Origin of the sequence: Pigmentiphaga aceris, from assembly GCF_008119665.1 — a bacterium.
GTDB lineage: Bacteria > Pseudomonadota > Gammaproteobacteria > Burkholderiales > Burkholderiaceae_B > Pigmentiphaga > Pigmentiphaga aceris.
Window position 1 is genome coordinate 3,359,328 of sequence record NZ_CP043046.1, and the last position, 19,994, is coordinate 3,379,321.

A 19,994-nucleotide genomic window follows, 5' to 3' on the forward strand; every position below is an offset into this window, starting at 1 on the left:
AATCCTTAGCCACTCAACAAGTCATACAACAGCTTCAGATTCAGCACCACGATAATCGCCGCCACAAACCAAGCCAGACTGGCTGTCCATTTCGACACCACGAATTTGCCCATCTTGGCCGGGTCGGTAACGAAGCGCACCAGCGGAATCACGGCGAATGGCAGTTGCATTGACAACATTACTTGGCTGATCACCAACAGCCGTCCCACGCTTTCTTCGCCATACAGCATGGTGACCACCACCACCGGCACGATAGCGATGCTTCGCGTCAACAGCCGACGCGCCCAGTTCGGGATGCGCAGGCGCAGGAAGCCTTCCATCACGATCTGGCCGGCCAGCGTGGCGGTGACGGTGGAATTCAGGCCCGATGCCAGCAAGGCAACGGCGAACAAGGTAGACGCGATGCTCAGTCCCAGCACGGGCGACAGCAGTTCAAACGCCTGCTCGATTTCGGCGACCTCGTGGCCTTTGCCGTGGAAGGCTGCAGCCGCCACGATCAGGATGGCGGCGTTGATGAACAGGGCCAGCATCAGCGCTACGGTGCTGTCGGCCGTAGCCCAACGGATCGCCTGTTTGCGGCCGGTGTCGGTGCGTTCGTAGGCACGCGTCTGCACGATGGATGAATGCAGATAAAGGTTGTGCGGCATGACGGTCGCACCCAGGATGCCGATCGCCACGAACAGCATCGCGGGGTTGGTGACCACCTGGGTAGACGGCAGGAAGCCGTTCAGCACGGCCGCTACCGGTGGCGCAGCCGCAACGATCTGGATGGCAAAGCAGCCGGCAATTACCACCAGCAAGGCCACCACGAATGCCTCCAGGAAGCGGAAGCCCCGGTTCATCAGCCACAGCAGCAGGAATGCATCGAGTGCGGTGATCAGCGCGCCGGCAATCAGCGGCAGGCCGAACAAGAGTTTGAGTGCGATGGCTGTGCCGATGACCTCGGCCAGATCGCAGGCGATGATCGCTGCCTCGCAGGCCAGCCACAGCATCAGATTGACCGGGCGCGAGTAGTGGTCGCGGCAGGCTTGGGCCAGGTCTCGTCCGGTGACGATGCCCAGCCGGACCGACAGGGCCTGAAGCAGGATCGCCATCAGGTTGGACAACAAGATGACCGACAGCAGCGCATACCCGAACTGCGAACCGCCCGCCAGGTCGGTGGCCCAATTGCCTGGGTCCATGTAACCCACCGACACCAGGTAGCCCGGGCCGATGAAGGCCAGCAGGCGGCGAAGCCATCCGCCTGTTTTCGGTACATGTACGGTGCCATGCACTTCAGGCAGGCTGGGACGGCTGTCGTCGGTGGGACTGGCGAACTTCCAGGGACGTCGGGGGATGGTGCTGCCGATGTCAGACATCGTTGAAACTCCTGCCATCCCGGCAAGCGTCTTGAATCGCAAGGCTCAAGCACGCCCAGGCTGGACATTATGCATTTGACTATACTCCATTGCCCAGGCTTTGTATTGGCGTGACGCGCGCCTATGTCTTACGGGGTAGCAGTTTCGCCACGTGCCGTGTAACCCTTCCGAAGGTAGGGCCGCGCTGGACAAAGCGCAGTCATGCCACGAACATGAGCAGCCGAGCCGACAGGAGCCCAGGACAGTGCCTTTCGCACCCCGCAACATTCCGCGAGACCAGCCCCTGCCCGATGCGGAAAGCCATGCCGAGGGCTTTCGTCATAGTCGCGAGGCGCGACGGCGTGCGCTGGTCGAGGATTACATCGAACTCATTGCCGACCTGATCGAAGACGGTCAGGAAGCTCGGCAGGTGGACATCGCCGCCCGACTTGGGGTGTCTCAACCAACGGTTGCCAAGATGCTGGTCCGGCTGACCGATGAGAAACTGGTGTTCCGCAAGCCGTATCGAGGCGTGTTTCTGACTGAGGCCGGCCGCAAAGTGGCGAACCAGAGTCGCGAGCGGCATCAGACGGTGGAAGCGTTTCTGCGTTCGATTGGTGTCAGCGCCGACACGGCCCGCATGGATGCCGAAGGTATCGAACACCATGTCAGCGAGGAAACCTTGTCGGCATTTCGTGATGCACTTCGCAAGCTGGATAATCCACCTGTCTAGCAAGATGCTATGGGCAGTTGTCACAAGCTGCGCGTTGATCCATTGATGAACCTCGCGGCCACATAAAATCCGGGTCATAACCCGTTACGGTATCAGCGCCTCGCAGGTAATGATCAAGCGCGGTGCCGGCTAGAATTTCGCATGAAATTTGCCCGCTCCCTGACGCTTGCGGCGCTGATGGCCGCCTCTGTAAACGGCTTGATGGCAGCGCCTGCCAACATCCAAGCCCCAACCATCGTGACGCGCCCGACATGGCTTTCGCCCGTGTTCTGGTATGACGTCGACCCATCCACCTGGACAAGATCCGACGCTGACCGCATTCAGCGCGATGCGGATGCGGGAAATGCCGAGAGCCAATATTTCGCGGGAGTGCTACGTGAAGACGGCAAGCTCGTACCGCAGGATTTGCCGGGCAGCTTGCGTTACTACCAACTGGCGGCCCAGCAAGGCAATGCCAGCGCACAGGCCTCGGTCGCACGCATGTTGCTCAATGGCTGGGCGAGCCCGAAAAACAGCGCTGAAGCCATCACCTGGAATGCGAAAGCAGCTGCGCAGGACAATCGCCGCGCGATCCATAACCAGGGTTTTTTTGCTAGCCGCGACATGATTTCGCCAAGCGGTGAAGCCACCGCGCTGGCGTTTTATGAGCGTGCCGCCGGCCTGGGCTTGCCGCAGTCGGCCTTGGAAATGGCACGCCATTACCGCAAACAGGGCAACGACAATCCACAAGCCTGGCGCTGGCTTGGCACGGCAGTCAACACGGGGTTTGCGCCAGCGCTGCTGGAGTTCGATGAATGGTGCAATCAGAATCCGGAAGGGCCCGATTGCATGGCAAAAGTGGGCAACGCGTTGAAGCAGGCAGCGGAAGCTGGCTATCCCCCCGCGCAGCTTCAGTACGGGGTGCGGCTCTGGGATTCGCACAATGCCAAGGCGGAGTGGCACGCGAGTCTGCGCAATCACTTCATCGATGTGGCGCTGGACACGCCAGGCCTGTCGACAGACAAGCCCGAAGGCTCCAAGTGGATGACCCGCGCCGCTCAGGCAGGCAACCCACGCGCCTTGTTCAACGTGGGTCTGCTGCTGGAAGAACAGAACTACCGGGCCCAATACTACAAACCCGAGTACAAGGTCGCATCGATCGAGACCATTCGAACCTGCTATCACCATGCCGCCGCCGCAGGCATTCCAGACGCCATGGTGGCCTTGGTGATGAACCTGCAGCAAGAACAAGAAAACGATCCCCTGAGCAAAGAGGAACGAGATGCGCTGTCTGCCTACTGGACCGGCAAGGCGGGCGAGACAGGCGTATTCCAACGCAATCAGATGTGGGCGATCAGTTTTTCAGGCTGGCAAAAGCAGGTTGGCACACCCGCACCGGCTTTCTTGCGCAAGGGTCTGGGAGAGCCTGCACAATGCGCGCTTGAAGCCCTGCCCGGCGCGCGCAAGAACAATAGCTGACGCAAACAAGACAATGGATCGATGTCGTGCAGCCTGCATCGATCTCGGGTCTAATCAGCGCCATGGACCATACGAACGACACCCACTCGCCCGAGACCGAGCGACGCCTGACCGATCTTGAGGTCAAGGCGAGCTTTACCGAAGATTTGCTGGATCAGTTGAACCAGACGATTTTTCGCCAGCAACAGATGATCGAGCGGCTGGCGCGCGACCTGGCTGCATTGCGCGATCAAGTGCCTGAAGACAGCACGACGTTCCGCAGTTTGCGGGACGAGCTGCCGCCGCATTATTGACGGTATCTGCATCAGCGGTGATGCAGATCCAAATGCGGCAGAGCGACTAAGCAGTTAAGCGGGTGGCATCACGCGTCCGTCTGAAGCGCAACTTAGTGCGCGTCGACCGTCGGCATTTCCATTGCCGCCAGGCTCTGGATCACACGAATGCGTTCCGCGCCCAAGCCCTTCAAGAACGCCATTGCTTCTTCGCCATATGCACGACGGCTCAGGCCGAAGAGCATCACGCCTTCGGCGTGCGGCAGATAGCGGTAGGCGTTCCACTCGACCACGTCTTCGCCGGAAGGCAGGCGTGCGCTCAGCAGGAAGTCGGCAATCGTTTCGCCCGTGGCAGCGCTTTTCATCACCGCGATGTTTGCGACCGGGTCGCTTGCCTTGCGGGCTTCGATCATCTTGACCTGGGCAGCCACGATGCTGTCCATGTCGTCGTCACCTACCACCAGTTCAACCAGCACCATGCGCTGATAGCGCTCGGCGGTTTCCGTGGCAGCCACGTATTCCTGTTTGTAGTAGGTAGGCGTGGGGCGAGCGGACCACACCAGCAGGTAGTCGACGCCATCGACACGAATCGGTCCGGGCACAGACAACTGATCGACCACGACGTCCGAGCCGTCGTCGGGCGGCATGGCCGACAATCGCAGGCGGCTGAACATGCCCAGGGACAGGACATCGAGGGCTTTCAAGAACGAGAACATCTACTTCTCCGTGCGGATGAATTGAGTTGCCGGCATGGCTGTCGTCGGCAGGTGTGACCAGGGTGCGATCACGGTGCTGGCTACAGCGCTGAAACGGCGAAGCCGTCATTGGACCTTTCCCGGCTGATTTTCGCAAACGCATGCTGCAACTCAGCGGATAAGGCCGCAGATATCGGGAGCCGAGGAACAGCCGCCGCAAGCTGATCATTGGCAATACCTAGCCATTACTGCCGTAAGAAAGTGTGAGCCTGCCCGATACCTGCGAGTGCGAATCGTTATTCTTGATGACCGTATGGCCTTCTAATAACTCACCAAGCGGCCAGCATGTCTCATTTACTTCAAAAGGCCGCCGAGCAGGGCAACACGGCCAAAATCAAACAGTTGCTCGACAAGGGCGATGACATCGAATGGCGGCACAAGGGCACCGGTCGGACTGCGCTTGTGTCGGCTGCCATTGCCGGTCAGCGTGATGCGGTCGAGGTGTTGATCCAACATGGCGCCAACATCAATCACCAGTGCTCGGCAGTCGGTTATTCCGCATTGGCGTGGGCAGGAGAGCTTGGGCTGACCGAGGTTGCTGATTTGCTGATCAAACGGGGGGCCAGTCTGGACCTGCCCTCGCCTCAGCTTAAACGTACTGCCCTGATGGCAGCAGCCCAGTCGGGGCATATCGACGTGGTGCGGCTGTTGTTGGATCAAGGTGCCGCCCCCGAGCTGGTGGATTTTTCGCACGACAACGCGTGGACGCTGGCGGCCGAGCGTGGTCACGTGGCCATCACCAGCATGCTGGAGGCGGTAGGAGCCGGCGCACCGACTCCCCCCAAACCTACCCCGGTATTGCCTTGGCCAGTGCGGCCGGACGATGTGCCCGCAACCGCCGAGCCGGCCTTGGTGGTGCATGCATATATTCAGGCCAGTTTCGACTGGGAAACGCATGGCCGCGAACTTAGCAAAGAGGGTGACGCCCTGCCTGATATTTTCTGGCAGGAAGCCGATGACATCGTGTCGCGTTATTGCACGCTGCGCGAACGTGTCTACAAGCGCCTGGGCTTTGGGTGGCCGCCTGAGTACACCCCGGACGATGAGCTGTTGTCGATCCGCCCGGTGTCCTCACGTGTCGAAGTGCTGGTCTGCGACGCCCCGCGTGAGAACGGCATGCGTTACGAGCATCTGTTCGTTGTCAAACAAGCGGGCGGCGAGTGGCGCATCGACAGTGTGAAAAAGCGCATGCGCGGCACCGAAGATTGGAGCAACGGTATCTTGTGATGCGGGCCGGGGACGGCATGTCGATCAGTCCCCGCTGTCAGCCCAGCATCAGCTCCATCGCCCGCGCAACCTTCCCCCGATATCAACCCTGGGCAGCACCGAAGGCGGCACCGCGCCCAGGATCGGCTCGCCTGGTGGCGGCCGCTTGGGGTAGGCGTCGAACAGCTTGGCCACCGCGTCGGGAATGAAACGGGTGCGCGAGGCGTACACGTGGCGGTCGCCTCGGCCGGTCTGGTTGTGTACATAGAAGCGCTGCGGAACCACCAGTTGCAGGCTTTCCTTGGCGCGTGTCATGGCCACATACAGCAGGCGGCGCTCTTCCTCGATCTCGGCGGCGGTACCCGTGGACATGTCCGACGGAATGCAGCCATCGATCACGTTCAAGACATACACAGCCTTCCATTCCTGCCCCTTGGCGGAATGGATGGTCGACAGGATCAGATAGTCTTCATCGCGCAGCGGCACACCGGATTCGTCGCTGGTGGCATCTGGCGGATCAAGCGTCAGTTCCGTCAGAAACTGTTCGCGCGAACCGTATAAGGCAGCGATACGCGACAACTGATCCAGATCGCCTTGTCGCACCGGCGCATCTTCGAACAAGCGCACCAATTGCGGCAGATACCATTCCAGTGCGGTGTCCATGTCGGCCGGCCAGGTTGCGTCCGGCCGACGCAGAATGTCGTAGGCGGCGACCAAGGTCTGCCAGTCGGCACCGGCCGCGCCGGGGAAGGTGAAGGCGCGCAGCGTGTCCATGGGCGCGGTGGACGTTTCCATCGCGTCAAGCAGCTTGCCGGCAGTGGCTGGACCAACGCCCGGTACCAATTGCGTCACCCGGAAACCGGCCAGTCGACTGCGTGGGTTTTGTGCCCAGCGCAGCAGCGACAGCACGTCCTTCACGTGCGCGGCTTCAAGGAATTTCAGCCCGCCGAATTTCACGAACGGAATGTTGCGTCGGGTCAGTTCCAATTCCAGATTGGCGCTATGGCTGCCGGTGCGAAACAGCACAGCCTGCGACTTCAACACCGTGCCGGCTTCGCGCTGCGCCAGTACTTGGTCAGCCACCCAACGCGCCTGCCCTGCTTCGTCGCTGACCGTGACCAACCTTGGACGCAGTTCGGATGCGCGATCGGTCCACAAGGCTTTGGCATAACGCTCGGACGACAAGGCAATCACGGCATTCGAGGCATCCAGAATGGGTTGGGTCGAACGATAGTTGCGGTCCAGCGTAATCACGTCGGCAGGTGTGGCGAACTGGCCCGGGAAATCCAGGATATTGCGCACGGTGGCCGCGCGGAAGGAGTAGATCGACTGCGCGTCGTCGCCCACCACTGTCAGGCCCCTGCCGTCGGGTTTCATGGCCAGCAGAATGGCGGCCTGCAAGCGGTTGGTGTCCTGGTACTCGTCGATCAGGATGTGATCGAAACGTGCCGACACTGCTGCGGCCAGTTCCGGTATTTCCATCATCTCGGCCCAGTAGACCAAAAGGTCGTCGTAGTCCAAGGCGTGCTGGGCCTGCTTGGCATCCACGTAGGCCGCAAACAGCTTGCGCAGCTCGTCGTGCCAGGCGGCGCACCACGGGAAGTGCTGGTCCAGCACCTCGGTCAGCGGGGCCTGGCTGTTGACCGTGCGCGAGTACACAGACAGGCACGTGGCTTTGAGCGGAAAGCGCTTTTCAGTGGCAGACAGCCCAAGGTCGTGCCGGGCAATGCCCATCAGGTCTTCGGCATCGCCCCGGTCGTGCACGGTGAAGTCATCGGCCAAGCCAATGTGCCCGGCATATTCGCGCAGCAGACGCGCGCCCAGCGCGTGGAAGGTGCCCGACCACGGCAAGGACGGCGGTGACTGCGTGCTGGCCAGCTTCATGACCTGCCGCAGCACATGGCCCACCCGCCGATCCATTTCGGCAGCCGCCCGACGCGAGAACGTCAGCATCATGATGCGATGCGGATCGGCCCCGTTGATGATCAAGTGGGCAACGCGATGTGCCAAGGTGTTGGTCTTGCCCGAACCCGCGCCTGCAATCACCAAGAGCGGCGGCGTGGCTGGTGCGCCCGCCGTTACACCGAACAGCACGGCATCACGTTGCTGGGGATTGAGTTCAGACAAGGCATCGGCAAGACGCACGGCCGACGGTTGGGAATCCTGCATGGCGTTGCAAATAAGATGAGAAAACACAAAGGGCGCGCAACAATGCTTGAAGTCAGTACTGTGCGACTGTATGGGCGTACAGTACTACAAAGTCTTGCCCCTCAATTATTCCCTTTCCCCGCCACCCGCAGAGCCCAACCGTGAAACCTACCCGCATCGCACTTGCAGTCAGCATTCTGTGTTTCTCCACTTTTGCCAGCGCAGCCGTCACCTGGAATGCTGTCTCTGAATACCCGGCCACCACCATGCCCGGTATCGGACTGGCCACCTTCGCTGAAGTGCTGCGCGAGCAGTCCGCAGGCGAAGTAACGGTGACGCCGCAGCATGATTCGACGCTCGGTTCGCTGGCCGCCTTCGAGGCGGTAAAGGCCGGGACGGTGCAGGTTGCCGACATGTTCGGTGGCCCGCTGGGCACGGTTGCGCCGATGTTCAGCCTACCCTCGCTGCCTTTCGTGACGGCATCGATCGACGATACCAAGTGCTTGCAAGCAGCCACGCGCGAGATGTACGCCAAGTACTTCGACAGCGTGGGCAGCCGTCTGCTGTATTCCACGCCGTGGCCGGCAACCGGGCTGTGGTCTGCAAAACCGGTGAAGACCATGGACGACTTCCGCGCCTTGAACGTGCGCACCTATGACGCGATGTCGGCGGCCTTCGTTGCATCAATTGGCGTCAAGGGCGTGAACATGCCGATGGGCAAGGCGTTGCCCTTGATCAAAAGCGGTGAAATCACCGGTGTGATGTCGTCTGGTGACGGCGGTGCAGGCCAGCGTCTGTGGGAGAACCTGCCTAACTTCACCGCACTCAGCTACGCCGCGCCGCTGTCGTTCACGGTGGTGAATAAGGCAGCGTATGAAGCACTGCCGAAACCGATGCAGGCCGCCGTTGACCAAGCAGGACGCACAACAGAGGACCGCTTGTGGACCGCCATCGAGGGCCGGCAAGTGAAGAATTATCAGGCGATGAAAGACAACGGCGTGGCGATTGAAACCAGCGTACCGACGGCAATTCAGCCGGAGCTGAAGCAGGCGGCATCGACCATCATTGCCGAGTGGTCTGGTCGTGCCGGCCCAGAAGCCGCTGCGGTACTTGCCAAGTACGACACGCGCCGCAACACCAATGAGGCAAGCAAGGACGCGGCTTACTGCGCGAAGTAAACATGGCGCGCGGTGCAGTACTGTGCTGCCCGCGTCGCCCAACACAAGCTCATGCGCATTCTCACCGGCACTGCCTCTTGGACCGACCCCACGCTGATTGCCTGTGGTCGGTTCTATCCGCCCAATGCCCGCACGGCAGAAGCCCGGCTGCGTTATTACGCCACGCAGTTCCCGATTACCGAAGTCGATTCCAGCTACTACGCCCTCCCCGACCCGGCTACGGCTTACCTGTGGGATCAGCGCACCCCTGACGATTTTGTGTTCGACATCAAGGCGTTTCGGCTTTTCACTGGCCACGGTGCCAGACCGGAAGCATTGCCCGCCGATATTCGCCGCGAACTGGATACTGACGACGGCGCAACGCTGTATGACCATCATTTGCCCGGCGAGTTACGTGATGAGCTGTGGCGTCGGTTCACACTGGCGCTGGAGCCGTTGCGTGCAAGCGGCAAGCTGGGCACGGTCCTGTGCCAGTTTGCGCCATGGGTGACGGCGGACCGTGGTGGTCATGCGCGGGTGGCAAATTGTGTAGCCCGGCTTGAAGGTGTGACTACCGCTGTCGAGTTTCGGCATCAGTCCTGGTTTGCGGGCACGCAGGCGGCCGCTACCTTGGCGTTCGAGCAGGAGCTGGGGGCGGTGCATGTGGTGGTGGATAGCCCCCAGGGCGCTGTCAATAGCGTGCCTGCGGTGTGGGAGTCCACGCGTGATGATGTCGCCGTGGTCAGGCTGCATGGGCGCAATGAGGTGGCCTGGAATAAGCGTGGGATTGCGGCGTCGTCGGGGCGTTTTATCTATGAGTATTCGGATGAGGAGGCGGATGCCTTGGCCAAGCAGATTGCTGCGTTGGCCAAGCGTGTTGCCGAGACGCATGTTCTGTTGAACACCAATTATCAGGATCAGGGGGTGAATAATGCGCGCAGGCTGGGGGCGGCGTTGGGGAGATTGGCTGTTCAGTAACGTTGCTGGGTGAACGCGGGTTCGTTTCTGTGCTGGTGGGTGCTTTGCTGTGTAGTCAGTCGCGGGTGGTGGGGCCGGCTCGTCTGCCCCGCTGGACTTTCGCGTCGGGGCTCCCGCCCTCCACGTCGTCCAGAAGGGCAGCCAATCCGGCCCCACCACCCACACCTTCAAAGACGTTTGGTTCGTAGTGCATGCCGCCTTTGGACGCGTGCTGATTCTCTGGCTGCTTGGTGCTATATGCGGTTCTCGGCATTTGTTGGTCACCGCTCTTGATCGCTATCCGGCTGGCCATCGGGATTGGCTGGCCAGGTCGCCACGAAGCGGCTTAACGGCTCACGGTTTGGGCCGTTTTTCAGAGGCCTTTCAGGGCAGCGCCACGCAAGAAAATTTGCGCGTCTGCTTGGTGGTGGGGTGACTTGGAAGCGGGTGGCCGCGCGTCAGGTAATGCGACGAAAAGGCGGGGCGTTGATGGGTGGTGCTTTGAAGGCTGCGCTGTGCAGGTTGCGCTTTGAACGTTTGGGGCGGTGGGGAATGGGGGAGTGTCCGTATTCCGTGTACGAGGCGATTTATCGGTTAACCGCGTGTGTCGGCAAAGGGGTGTTGCCGTTCAAGGCTGGAATCCTTGAAAACACGTCAGCCATGAAATCCATGAACACGATTGCCCGCGTGGGGAGCAGTCTTTTGGCGACATAGACGATCTGCACAGGGACGGGCGGAACAGCATGGTCCGTCAGGATGAACTGCAATCGACCGCTGTTCAGCCCGTCCTCAAAGAGCCATGCAGGTCCGTGCCCTACCCCCAGACCGGCTGTGACTGCGGCACTCACGGCGTCGGGTGAATTGATTCTGAGCCTGCCGGAGACCGGTATGTCGGCATCCCCGACGCGCCAGACGGCTCCCGACGACAGCAAGGTGTAGACGACGCAGTCGTGGTCGCGCAAGTCATCCGGTGTCTGTGGGATTCCACGTTTGGCAAGGTAGTCTTTGCTTGCCACGAAGATGCGGTCGTACCATCCAAGACGCCGGGCGCGCAGGGCGCTGTCCGCCAGGTGTCCGATACGAATGGCGAGCTCGGTCCCCTCATTGACCAGGTCCACATAGCGATCGTTGAGCTGAAGATCCAAGGTCAATTGTGGGTACCGTTCTAAGAACGTCGGCACGTACGGCAGCACGAACGCGTGTGCAAGCGCCGTCGGACAAGCTACGCGCAGGAGCCCCGATGGTTCGACGCTGTTCTTGAAGGACGATTCGGATTCATCCACCGCATCCAGGATTCGCCGGATGTCCGCGTAGTAGCGTTCGCCCTCCGGCGTCAAAGCTAGCTTTCGCGTGGACCGGTGAAGCAGACGCGTCTGCAAATGGTCTTCCAGTGCCGCCACATAGCGGCTGACATTGGGTTGTCCAAGGCCCAAGTCGCGCCCCGCTGCGGAAAAACTTCCGGTTTCCACGGCGCGCGCGAAGCAGGTCATCAACAGAAATCGGTCCATGCAGTCGCCTCGATTCATGCTTATTCAGCATGAATCATATGCAAATCGCTCATCTTATCCATTTCTGACTATGAGCACATCATTTCCCCTGTCGACCAAATCGGTCTTTGTTCACAGGAGAAATCAATGTCGCGCTTGCAAGGTAAACGTACGCTCATCACTGGCGGCACCAGTGGCATCGGGCTGGAAACAGCAAAGCAATTTCTGGCCGAAGGTGCCCGCGTCATCGTCACGGGGGTCAATCCCGATTCGATCGCAAAGGCCCAGGCCGAACTGGGATCTGACGTTCCGGTGTTGCGCGCCGACTCCGCCAGTGTTGCTGCACAGAAGGAACTGGCACAAGCCGTCAAGGACCACTACGGCCAGCTGGACGTAGCCTTCCTCAATGCCGGCGTATCGGTCTGGCTACCCATGGAGGACTGGACGGAAGAGATGTTCGACCATTCTTTCGACATCAACGTCAAAGGCCCCTACTTCCTGCTTCAGGCACTGCTCCCGGTCTTCGCGAATCCCGCTTCCGTCGTGCTGACCACTTCCGTCAGCGCACATGCCGGCGCTGACCGCTCGTCCGTGTATGCCGCCACAAAAGCTGCGTTTTTGAACATGTCGAAGACGCTTTCGACTGAATTGTTGGGACGCGGCATCCGTGTCAACGCGGTCAGCCCCGGACCGGTCGAAACGCCGCTGTACGACAAACTAGGCATACCGGACGCGTACCGCGAGCAGGTCAACAAAGACATTGCGGCAAGCATTCCGCTTGGCCGCTTCGGTACGGCCGACGAGGTGGCCAAAGCCGTGCTGTATCTGGCTTCTGACGAGTCGCGCTGGACCTTAGGTGCCGAAATCATCGTTGACGGCGGCCGCCTGCTGAATCGTTAAGCGCGCAGCCCAGAAGGTCGGCGAAATCGACTTGGGTCTAGAGCTACTTGGGTCTAGCTACTTGGCTCTGGCTACCTGGGTCTGGCCACTTAGGCCTGCTACTTGATTTTGGCCACTTGGTTCTAGCCGGGTGACAGCCCCTTCAATTCGAACAAAGAAAACAGCGGTACGCGGCCCCCCGTGCCCCTGTTTCCTCTCCTTAGACCATCAAGCGTCTCACCTTATATCGACCATGACTGCACTTACCCTGATAAGCCACCCGCTGTGCCCCTTCGTCCAGCGCGCTGCCATCGTGCTGCTTGAGAAAGGCGTGGAATTTGATCGAATAAACGTCGATCTGTCATCCAAGCCAGACTGGTTCCTGGCACTGTCGCCAACCGGCAAAGTGCCGGTGCTCAAGGTGCGCAAAGCCAATGCGGAGGACGCGATCCTGTTTGAAAGCGTGGTCATCTGCGAGTACCTCAACGAAACGCAAGGCGGGGCGTCAATGTACCCAGCCGATGCGCTGTCTCGCGCCCGGCACCGCGCGTGGATCGAGTATGCCACCCAGACCTTCGCCGAAGGCTGGCAGTTCCTCCACGCTCGCGACCTTGCTACCGCCAACGCCAAGCGCGCCGCATTCCGCGAACGGCTCGGCAAGCTGGAATCGGAACTGGGTGCGGGGCCATTTTTCGCCGGCGAGGCCTTTGGCCTGGTCGACGCGGTATACGCCCCCCTCTTCCGTTACTTCGGCATCATCGACGCGACGATCGCACACCAGATCTTCGAAGGCCTACCGCGCATCTCCGCCTGGCGTACGGCGCTTGCAGCGCGCCCCAGCGTAAGTGATGCCGTAGTCGAAGACTATGCCGATCGTTTCCACACGCATCTCCGCCAGCAAAAGGCGCTCATCGTCGCAGACTAATCGTATCGACCAGTCAACCCAAACCTTTCAGACGTCGCACCAGCCTGACCCGCCCATCTCAACTAGCGAGGCCAAGCGAAGCCAAGCCACGCAGCCGCCACCTGAGCCCGCCAGCGTCCGCCAACACCCATCAGCGCCCCACCCACTCTCCGCATGGCAAGCGCCCCGACCAACACACAGCAAAAGCGTTTTCGCCAATCAGCCGCCAGCGCCACAATCGTCGCTGTCGCTCTCTGTGCATGCCGTAACGCAGCGGCCACCCGCTTCGATGTCACCCCACCACCAAGCAGGCGCACAAATTTTCTTGAGTGGCGTTGCCGTAAAAGGCTGCTGAAGAACACACCGAATCGTGAGCCGGAGAAACCGCTTCGTGGCGACCTAGCCAGCCAATCCCCAAGGCCAGCCGCGAGTTGATCAAGAACGGCGGCCACCGCACGCCGAGAACCAAGTCCAGCACCTGGCAGCCAGAAAATCGCAGATCGCCCACAGGCGGGATTTGCTTTTAACCAAACGACCTTGAAGGCGTGGGTGGTGGGGCCGGATTGGCTGCCCTTCTGGACGAGGTGGAGGGCGGAGACCCGACGCCTAGGTCAAGCGGGGCAGACGAGCCGGCCCCATCACCCGCGACTGACTACAGAACAACCACACCGTCACAAGAAAACCGCCACTGGCAAAGGCACACCCCAACCAACGAACCGCCTAGTAAACAAACTGCCCACAAAAAAACACGTGCGTCAGCCAAAGCAACGCACGTGTTTTCTACCCATCACAGACTAGTTAAAAATCAAGCAACTTTGCGCGCATCCCCGTTCTCAAAGAACTGCTCATTCTCCGTCGACCCATGCAACGCCGTCGTCGACGACTGCCCGCCCTCGATGCACTGCGTAACCGCATCGAAATAACCCGTGCCCACCTCACGCTGATGCTTCACCGCCGTGAAACCATACTTGGCAGACGCGAACTCCTTCTCTTGCAGCTCAACAAACGCACTCATCTGATTGCGCGCGTACCCGTACGCCAAATCGAACATGCCGTGGTTCAAACTGTGGAAGCCCGCCAGCGTAATGAACTGGAAACGGTATCCCATCGCACCCAGCTCGCGCTGGAAACGCGCAATCGTGTCATCGTCCAGATGCTGCTTCCAATTGAACGACGGCGAGCAGTTATAGGCCAGCATTTTGCCCGGGAACTGACGATGAATCGCCTCGGCAAACGCCTTGGCATAAGCCAGATCAGGCTTGCCCGTTTCACACCACACCAAATCCGCATACGGGGCATAGGCCAGCCCACGCGACACAGCCTGTTCCAAGCCGGCGTTAGTGCGGAAGAAGCCTTCCATCGTACGCTCACCCGTGATGAACTCACGATCGTTCTCATCCACGTCGCTAGTCACCAAGTCTGCGGCCTGCGCGTCGGTGCGCGCGATCAGCAAAGTGGGCACACCCATCACGTCGGCAGCCAGGCGAGCAGCGCTGAGCTTGGCCACGGCTTCACGCGTGGGCACCAACACCTTGCCGCCCATGTGGCCGCACTTCTTCACCGATGCCAACTGGTCTTCGAAGTGCACGCCCGCAGCACCGGCTTCGATCATCGACTTCATCAGCTCGAAGGCATTCAGCACGCCACCGAAGCCCGCTTCCGCATCGGCCACGATGGGCGCGAAGTAGTCGATATAGCCCTCGTCGCCGGGCTGCTTGCCTTCCATCCACTGGATCTGGTCGCAGCGCTGCAAGCTGTTGTTGATGCGACGCACGACCAGCGGCACGGAATTGGCCGGGTACAGCGATTGGTCGGGGTACATCTCGCCAGCGACGTTGGCGTCGCCTGCCACCTGCCAGCCAGACAGGTAGATGGCTTTCAGGCCTGCCTTGACCTGCTGCATGGCTTGATTGCCGGTGAGTGCGCCCAGGGCGTTCACAAAATCGTCGTTGCGCAGCTGTTCCCACAAGCGCTCGGCACCACGTCGCGCCAAGGTGTGATCGATCTGGATCGACCCGCGCAGGCGCACCACTTCGTCAGCGCTGTAATCGCGGCGGATTCCTTTCCACCGGGGATTTTCGGCCCAGTCTTGTTGAAGTTGCTGGGAGGCTTGTTCACGTGTCGAGGTCATGATGTGTGCTCCGTGCTTGTTGAGGGAACCTGGGAATCAAGGACTGCGTTAGAAAAATTCTATGCCTCGACAAAGCTGCGCAACATACTTTTGTCTTATAGAAGATAAAAATATTAATTCAATTAAATCAATGACCTATAAATTTCATCCCATGATGCGGAAAGATATTTATGGCTATGAAATGCGCGTGCTGCATATGCACATGAGGATTTTCACAATGCGTCGGGAATATTCCGCATCATGGAAAAGGCTCAATTAGCGAACCTCATCTACAGCGGAAACAGGTACGCCTTAGCGAATTGTTGAATTCAGCGTCGGTCGCTGGTGAGTAGCGACACCAAGCATGCTTGGCATGCAAGGTCACAAAACACGTCATGAAGAAGTTGGCCGCCAGCACTGGCCTGGTTTTCACTTAATATGACTCTGATGCATGACCTTTGCATGACATCGGTGCAGTCAATCCGTATTCAGGGGGCGGGCCATGCAAAGCTGCGCAACAGGCTTTCTCGTCAGAGACAGCTACACCGCGCTAGAACCACAGACATAAAGTAAGACACCACTGGCGTGGTCCTGCCTATTCGCCTGCTTTCCTGCCGTGCAGGAGGTACGTTACTGAGGAATTCTTTGAGCGCTCCCCCTATTCCCGATGCGCCCTCAGATCAAAGCTGGCCGGCGATGCCTATGTTGCCCACCTCCTGGGGCGACGTTTTTGACCGCCTTGTCATCCTGCGCTTGAAACAGGCACATATCATTGATTCCATGCAGCGGGCGAACGTGGCCCGCGAGCTGGACGCGGTAAGCCACGCCATTGGCGACATCTCACGCTTCCCCGCTGCCCTGCACGCTTTATTGAGCGAGCTGGCTGTGGTCAACCAGGCGCTGTGGAACATCGAGGAAAGCAAGCGCGAGTGCGAGCGGCACCAGCGCTTTGACGACGACTTCGTTGCCCTGTCTCGATCCATCTATTTGCATAACGATCTGCGTGCGCGACTCAAAAAGCAGATCAGCCTGTTGCTGGGCAGCGCGTTGATCGAAGAAAAATCCTATTGATCGCTGGCCGGCCAAGCCACATCGGGATGACTGATGGGACTGACCCATGAGTGACCCTTGAGCGCCGATAAGTGATCTATAAGTGACCCGTCCAGTACCCACAGTGATCCATGAACCGACCCATTAGTGACCATTCGTCACCTGGCCAGCACCGACTGGAACCAAGTTTCTTGATCGGTCACTGACTTGTCTTATCAAGGGCGTACGCGCCCGTCACCGTACAGCTTTTTAGAACCCACTATGAATTCGACTGCCATCCAGACGCTGTATATCGCCCTTTACGGCCGCCCCGCAGACGCGAACGGCTTGGCGTTCTGGAGCGCACGGTTGGATGCGCTGGGCGGCAACCTTGCTGCGCTCGGGGCCGAGCTGGCCACAGATGGCGTTGCCGAATTTACTGCCACGCATGGCGGCAAGGACTTCGGCGCGATCCTGGCGACGGCCTACCTCAACCTGTTCGGTCGCGCTGCCGACGCCAATGGAGCCGCCTTCTGGCAGGCGACCTACGATGCGCGGGTAGCTGCAGGCGACACGCCAGCAGTCGCGCGTGCCAGCGTGCTTGCTGGTGTGGCGGCAGCGGCCTCAAGCAATACTGGTTCGGCCGATGCAGCCACGCTGGCGGCTCGGCTGGACGTCGCCCAGACCTTCACCAACCGCGTATTCGACAATGCGGTTTATGTCGCTGACCTGAACGTCGGCCGCACGCTGATTGCATCAGTCACCGCTGCCAACGTCGTTGCCAAGCGCGACGAAGCGGCGGCCAAAGCCTTTGATCTGGTCAAGCTTCCGGCCAACGCGCAAGCCGACGTGCAAGCCCTGTACATCGCCTGGTATGGCCGTCCGGCCGACCAACAAGGCTTGGCGTTCTGGAGCCTGACATATGGTCGCCTGGGCGGTGATAAGTCGGCCCTGGCGGCGGCGCTGGGCAACGCCGCGATTCCTGAATTCGCAGGCTTGCATGCCGGTCAGGATTTCCCTGCCCTGCTCGCCACCGTGTATGAAAACCTGTTCGATCGCGCGCCTGATGCCGGCGGCGCGGCATTCTGGCTGAGCAAATACACGTCGCGTGTGGCTGCTGGCGACGACGCGGGCACCGCGCGCATCGCCGTCATTGCCGACGTCATGGGCGCAGCGCTGGCCAATGGCGGCAATGCCGCGGACCAAGCCACCTTGCAGGCCCGGCTTACGGTTGCGAATATCTTTACGGGCAACCTGCCCAGCGGCACGAACTATCTTGCAACGCTGCAGGTTGGACGTGATTTCCTGGCTGGCGTTACTGCTGCCAACGCCGCTGCCAAGGCCGTCGAGGCGGTGACGGTGGCAAGCAATCTGAACGGCCAGATCAACCCCGGCAATCCACCCAGCGCGCCGCAAACGCAAACCTTGAGCCTGACCGCCAACGCAGATGCACTGACCAGCACGGCAACAGGCACGGTGACTTTTTCAGCCCCGCTGACGCAAGACAACGCAAACACCCTGAGCAGCGGCGATGTGCTCGACGGGCGCAGTGCGCAGCAGGCCAGCCTTGTCGCGACGCTCTTCTCGAACAACGGGCTGCTTACCGTTGCGCCAAGCTTGACTGACATCGGCACGGTGCAGCTGGACACATCGGGTAACGGAGACGTGACACTAAACCTTGGGCAGAGCACGGGTGTGCAGACGCTCAAGCTGACGGCGGCGGCCAATACGACCGTCAATGGCATGAACGCCATTGCCCAGGTTGCGCTGACCGGGGCAGCAGGTCGTGTCATGTTGCAGGACATGAGCGCAACGGCATTGGACCTGTCCATAGCCGGTGCCCAGTCGGGCCAGATTTTTCTGCTCGACAATGGCAGTGCGCTGAAGGCCATGACCGTTTCCCTTGACCACACACAGGCGTCCGTCACGCTCGCCGGCGGACAACCGCGCACGATCGACACGCTGACGATCAACAGTCGCGGCACGAGCGGCAATGTGCTGTCCATGTTCACCGGTACGGGCATGGCCGTTGATGTGGGCAAGGTGCTGATCACTGGAAGCGCAGACCTGCGTCTGGCAGGCGGACTGGAGGGTGTGCCGAATTACGGCAGCGCTGCGAACATCAGCGAGTTCGATGCATCGGCCGCAACCGGCAACATCATTGCGAAAGTGGCCAGCACCGGCGCATTGACACTCCAGACCGGCAACGGCAACGACCAGATCCTGGCAAGTGCGGCAGGCATCGCCACCATCGACCTGGGTGACGGCAACGATGTGCTGGAACTGCGCAGTCTCGGTACCGGGTCGACGGTGAACGGCGGCGCGGGACGCGACACGTTGACGATCAGCACCGCCGCTGCGCTTTCCGGTGTCACGGTATCGGGCTTCGAAGTCCTGGGACTCGACACCGCGCAAGGCACATTCGACATCGGGGCCCAGACCTGGGCGGAATCGGTGCGCATTTCTGGCACCAGTACCTCGACCGGCGCGGATGCGGTGCTTACCAACGTAGCGAGTGGCGTCGCGGTAGAAATCACTGCCGCCTACGTCAAATCGCTTCAACTCTCGTACGCCACCGCGACCGACGCTGTCGTGACGCTGGCTTCAGCAAACACGACCAACATCGACAAACTGGGCGTCACCACGGCGTCACCGGTCATCAAGATTGCCGCCGACGGCACCGCGCCTCAGTACAACATTGCATCGCTCGATTACAGCGGCGCGGCTCCGGGCCAGGCCATCGCGCTTACGCTTACCGGCAGTGCCCGCGTGGTGATCAACCAGGTTCAGACCAACAATAGCGGCGTGTGGATCATCGACGCCACCGGTCTTGCGGGCGGTCTCGACATCACGCTTGGCGGCAGCGGCGGCGTCAGCGACTTCAGCCGCGTGGCGGGCAGTGCGAAGAACGACAACGTCGTCATCAATCGAATAGCCGGCTCGCAGGTACTCGACCTTGGGGCTGGAGACGATACGGTGACGTATGGGAGCATTCTGAACCAGCTCGGGACACCTACGATGCGCATGGATGGTGGGGCCGGTGCCGATACTTTCGACGTCAGAAATCATGGCGACCGCATTCAGTTCTATTACGATGCTGGCGACTCGGTCTTTGAATCTGGCAGCACGCGCAAACATGATGTGATCCAGGGTTTCCGTGCGGGAACGGGCAGCGGGTCTAACGTGGACCAGATCATCGTCGACGCGCGTGGCTTTACAGGCGGCTCCGTCGCGGTCACGGATATTTCCTACACACGATACGACACGGGCACCAACGCAGCCAAGATCAGCGACTTTTTCCAAACCGGCACCGCCACCGGAGTATTCAGCAGTGATCCTGCGAGTAATGTCGGCGTCGCAGTGCTGTTCGAAGCAGCGGCAAGCACCGGCTCGGGCAACAGTACCTGGATCGCCGTCGACCTGAATCGCGATGGCAATCTGACTGGTGCAAACGACCTGGTGGTAGAGCTGCTTGGTATGGCGTCGAATTCCCTGTTCCTGCCGAATGGGGGGGCAGGCAGCGCGCTGATCAGAATCGACCCTGCATCACTGGTGCCCTGAC

15 protein-coding genes are annotated in these 19,994 nt (G+C 60.3%); 10 read left to right on the top strand and 5 right to left on the bottom strand.

Going from position 1 to position 19,994, the window contains the following annotated elements; genetic code table 11:
* Positions 1-5: 5 nt before the first annotated feature.
* On the bottom strand, positions 6-1,358 hold the full coding sequence (locus FXN63_RS14555; RefSeq protein WP_148815967.1) for an Nramp family divalent metal transporter: 1,353 nt from the start codon (positions 1,356-1,358) through the stop codon (positions 6-8).
* Positions 1,359-1,602: 244 nt separating this feature from the next.
* On the opposite strand from FXN63_RS14555, the gene mntR reads away from it, so the two are divergent.
* The 3 genes from mntR to FXN63_RS14570 all read left to right on the top strand — a co-directional run bounded on the left by mntR (position 1,603) and on the right by FXN63_RS14570 (position 3,821).
* Positions 1,603-2,070: a manganese-binding transcriptional regulator MntR gene (mntR, locus tag FXN63_RS14560; protein ID WP_148815968.1), complete on the top strand. Its 468-nt coding sequence runs from the start codon at positions 1,603-1,605 to the stop codon at positions 2,068-2,070.
* A gap of 141 nt (positions 2,071-2,211) precedes the next feature.
* Positions 2,212-3,528 (top strand): tetratricopeptide repeat protein, encoded by a 1,317-nt coding sequence (locus FXN63_RS14565; protein WP_148815969.1) that lies wholly within the window; start codon positions 2,212-2,214, stop codon positions 3,526-3,528.
* Positions 3,529-3,590: 62 nt separating this feature from the next.
* Positions 3,591-3,821: a SlyX family protein gene (locus FXN63_RS14570; protein WP_148815970.1), complete on the top strand. Its 231-nt coding sequence runs from the start codon at positions 3,591-3,593 to the stop codon at positions 3,819-3,821.
* Positions 3,822-3,913: 92 nt separating this feature from the next.
* On the opposite strand, the gene FXN63_RS14575 is transcribed toward FXN63_RS14570, so the two are convergent.
* On the bottom strand, positions 3,914-4,516 hold the full coding sequence (locus tag FXN63_RS14575) for a hypothetical protein (RefSeq protein ID WP_148815971.1): 603 nt from the start codon (positions 4,514-4,516) through the stop codon (positions 3,914-3,916).
* A 324-nt stretch (positions 4,517-4,840) separates the two neighbouring features.
* On the opposite strand from FXN63_RS14575, the gene FXN63_RS14580 reads away from it, so the two are divergent.
* Positions 4,841-5,782, top strand: coding sequence for an ankyrin repeat domain-containing protein (locus FXN63_RS14580; RefSeq protein WP_148815972.1), 942 nt, complete (start codon positions 4,841-4,843; stop codon positions 5,780-5,782).
* A 48-nt stretch (positions 5,783-5,830) separates the two neighbouring features.
* Here FXN63_RS14580 and FXN63_RS14585 read toward each other — a convergent pair whose 3' ends face one another.
* The gene (locus tag FXN63_RS14585) at positions 5,831-7,930 is read right to left on the bottom strand and encodes an ATP-dependent helicase (RefSeq protein ID WP_148815973.1); all 2,100 of its coding nucleotides are present in this window, start codon (positions 7,928-7,930) and stop codon (positions 5,831-5,833) included.
* Between the two features lie 140 nt (positions 7,931-8,070).
* Between FXN63_RS14585 and FXN63_RS14590 the strand changes: the two genes are divergently transcribed.
* Positions 8,071-9,087, top strand: a complete 1,017-nt coding sequence (locus FXN63_RS14590) for a TRAP transporter substrate-binding protein (protein WP_148815974.1) — start codon at positions 8,071-8,073, stop codon at positions 9,085-9,087.
* A gap of 51 nt (positions 9,088-9,138) precedes the next feature.
* On the top strand, positions 9,139-10,044 hold the full coding sequence (locus tag FXN63_RS14595; protein ID WP_148815975.1) for a DUF72 domain-containing protein: 906 nt from the start codon (positions 9,139-9,141) through the stop codon (positions 10,042-10,044).
* A 566-nt stretch (positions 10,045-10,610) separates the two neighbouring features.
* Here FXN63_RS14595 and FXN63_RS14600 read toward each other — a convergent pair.
* On the bottom strand, positions 10,611-11,531 hold the full coding sequence (locus FXN63_RS14600) for a LysR family transcriptional regulator (protein WP_148815976.1): 921 nt from the start codon (positions 11,529-11,531) through the stop codon (positions 10,611-10,613).
* Positions 11,532-11,657: 126 nt separating this feature from the next.
* Between FXN63_RS14600 and FXN63_RS14605 the strand changes: the two genes are divergently transcribed.
* The gene (locus tag FXN63_RS14605; RefSeq protein ID WP_148815977.1) at positions 11,658-12,410 is read left to right on the top strand and encodes an SDR family oxidoreductase; all 753 of its coding nucleotides are present in this window, start codon (positions 11,658-11,660) and stop codon (positions 12,408-12,410) included.
* Between the two features lie 232 nt (positions 12,411-12,642).
* Positions 12,643-13,314 carry a glutathione S-transferase family protein gene (locus FXN63_RS14610; protein WP_148815978.1) on the top strand — a complete coding sequence of 224 codons (672 nt, stop codon included), beginning with the start codon at positions 12,643-12,645 and terminating at the stop codon, positions 13,312-13,314.
* A 784-nt stretch (positions 13,315-14,098) separates the two neighbouring features.
* On the opposite strand, the gene aceA is transcribed toward FXN63_RS14610, so the two are convergent.
* Positions 14,099-15,424 (bottom strand): isocitrate lyase, encoded by a 1,326-nt coding sequence (gene aceA / locus FXN63_RS14615; RefSeq protein WP_148815979.1) that lies wholly within the window; start codon positions 15,422-15,424, stop codon positions 14,099-14,101.
* Positions 15,425-15,988: 564 nt separating this feature from the next.
* Between aceA and FXN63_RS14620 the strand changes: the two genes are divergently transcribed.
* Entirely contained in the window at positions 15,989-16,474 is a 486-nt protein-coding gene (locus tag FXN63_RS14620; RefSeq protein ID WP_222863922.1) for a hypothetical protein, read from the top strand.
* Positions 16,475-16,714: 240 nt separating this feature from the next.
* Entirely contained in the window at positions 16,715-19,993 is a 3,279-nt protein-coding gene (locus FXN63_RS14625) for a beta strand repeat-containing protein (RefSeq protein ID WP_148815980.1), read from the top strand.
* Position 19,994: the final 1 nt, after the last annotated feature.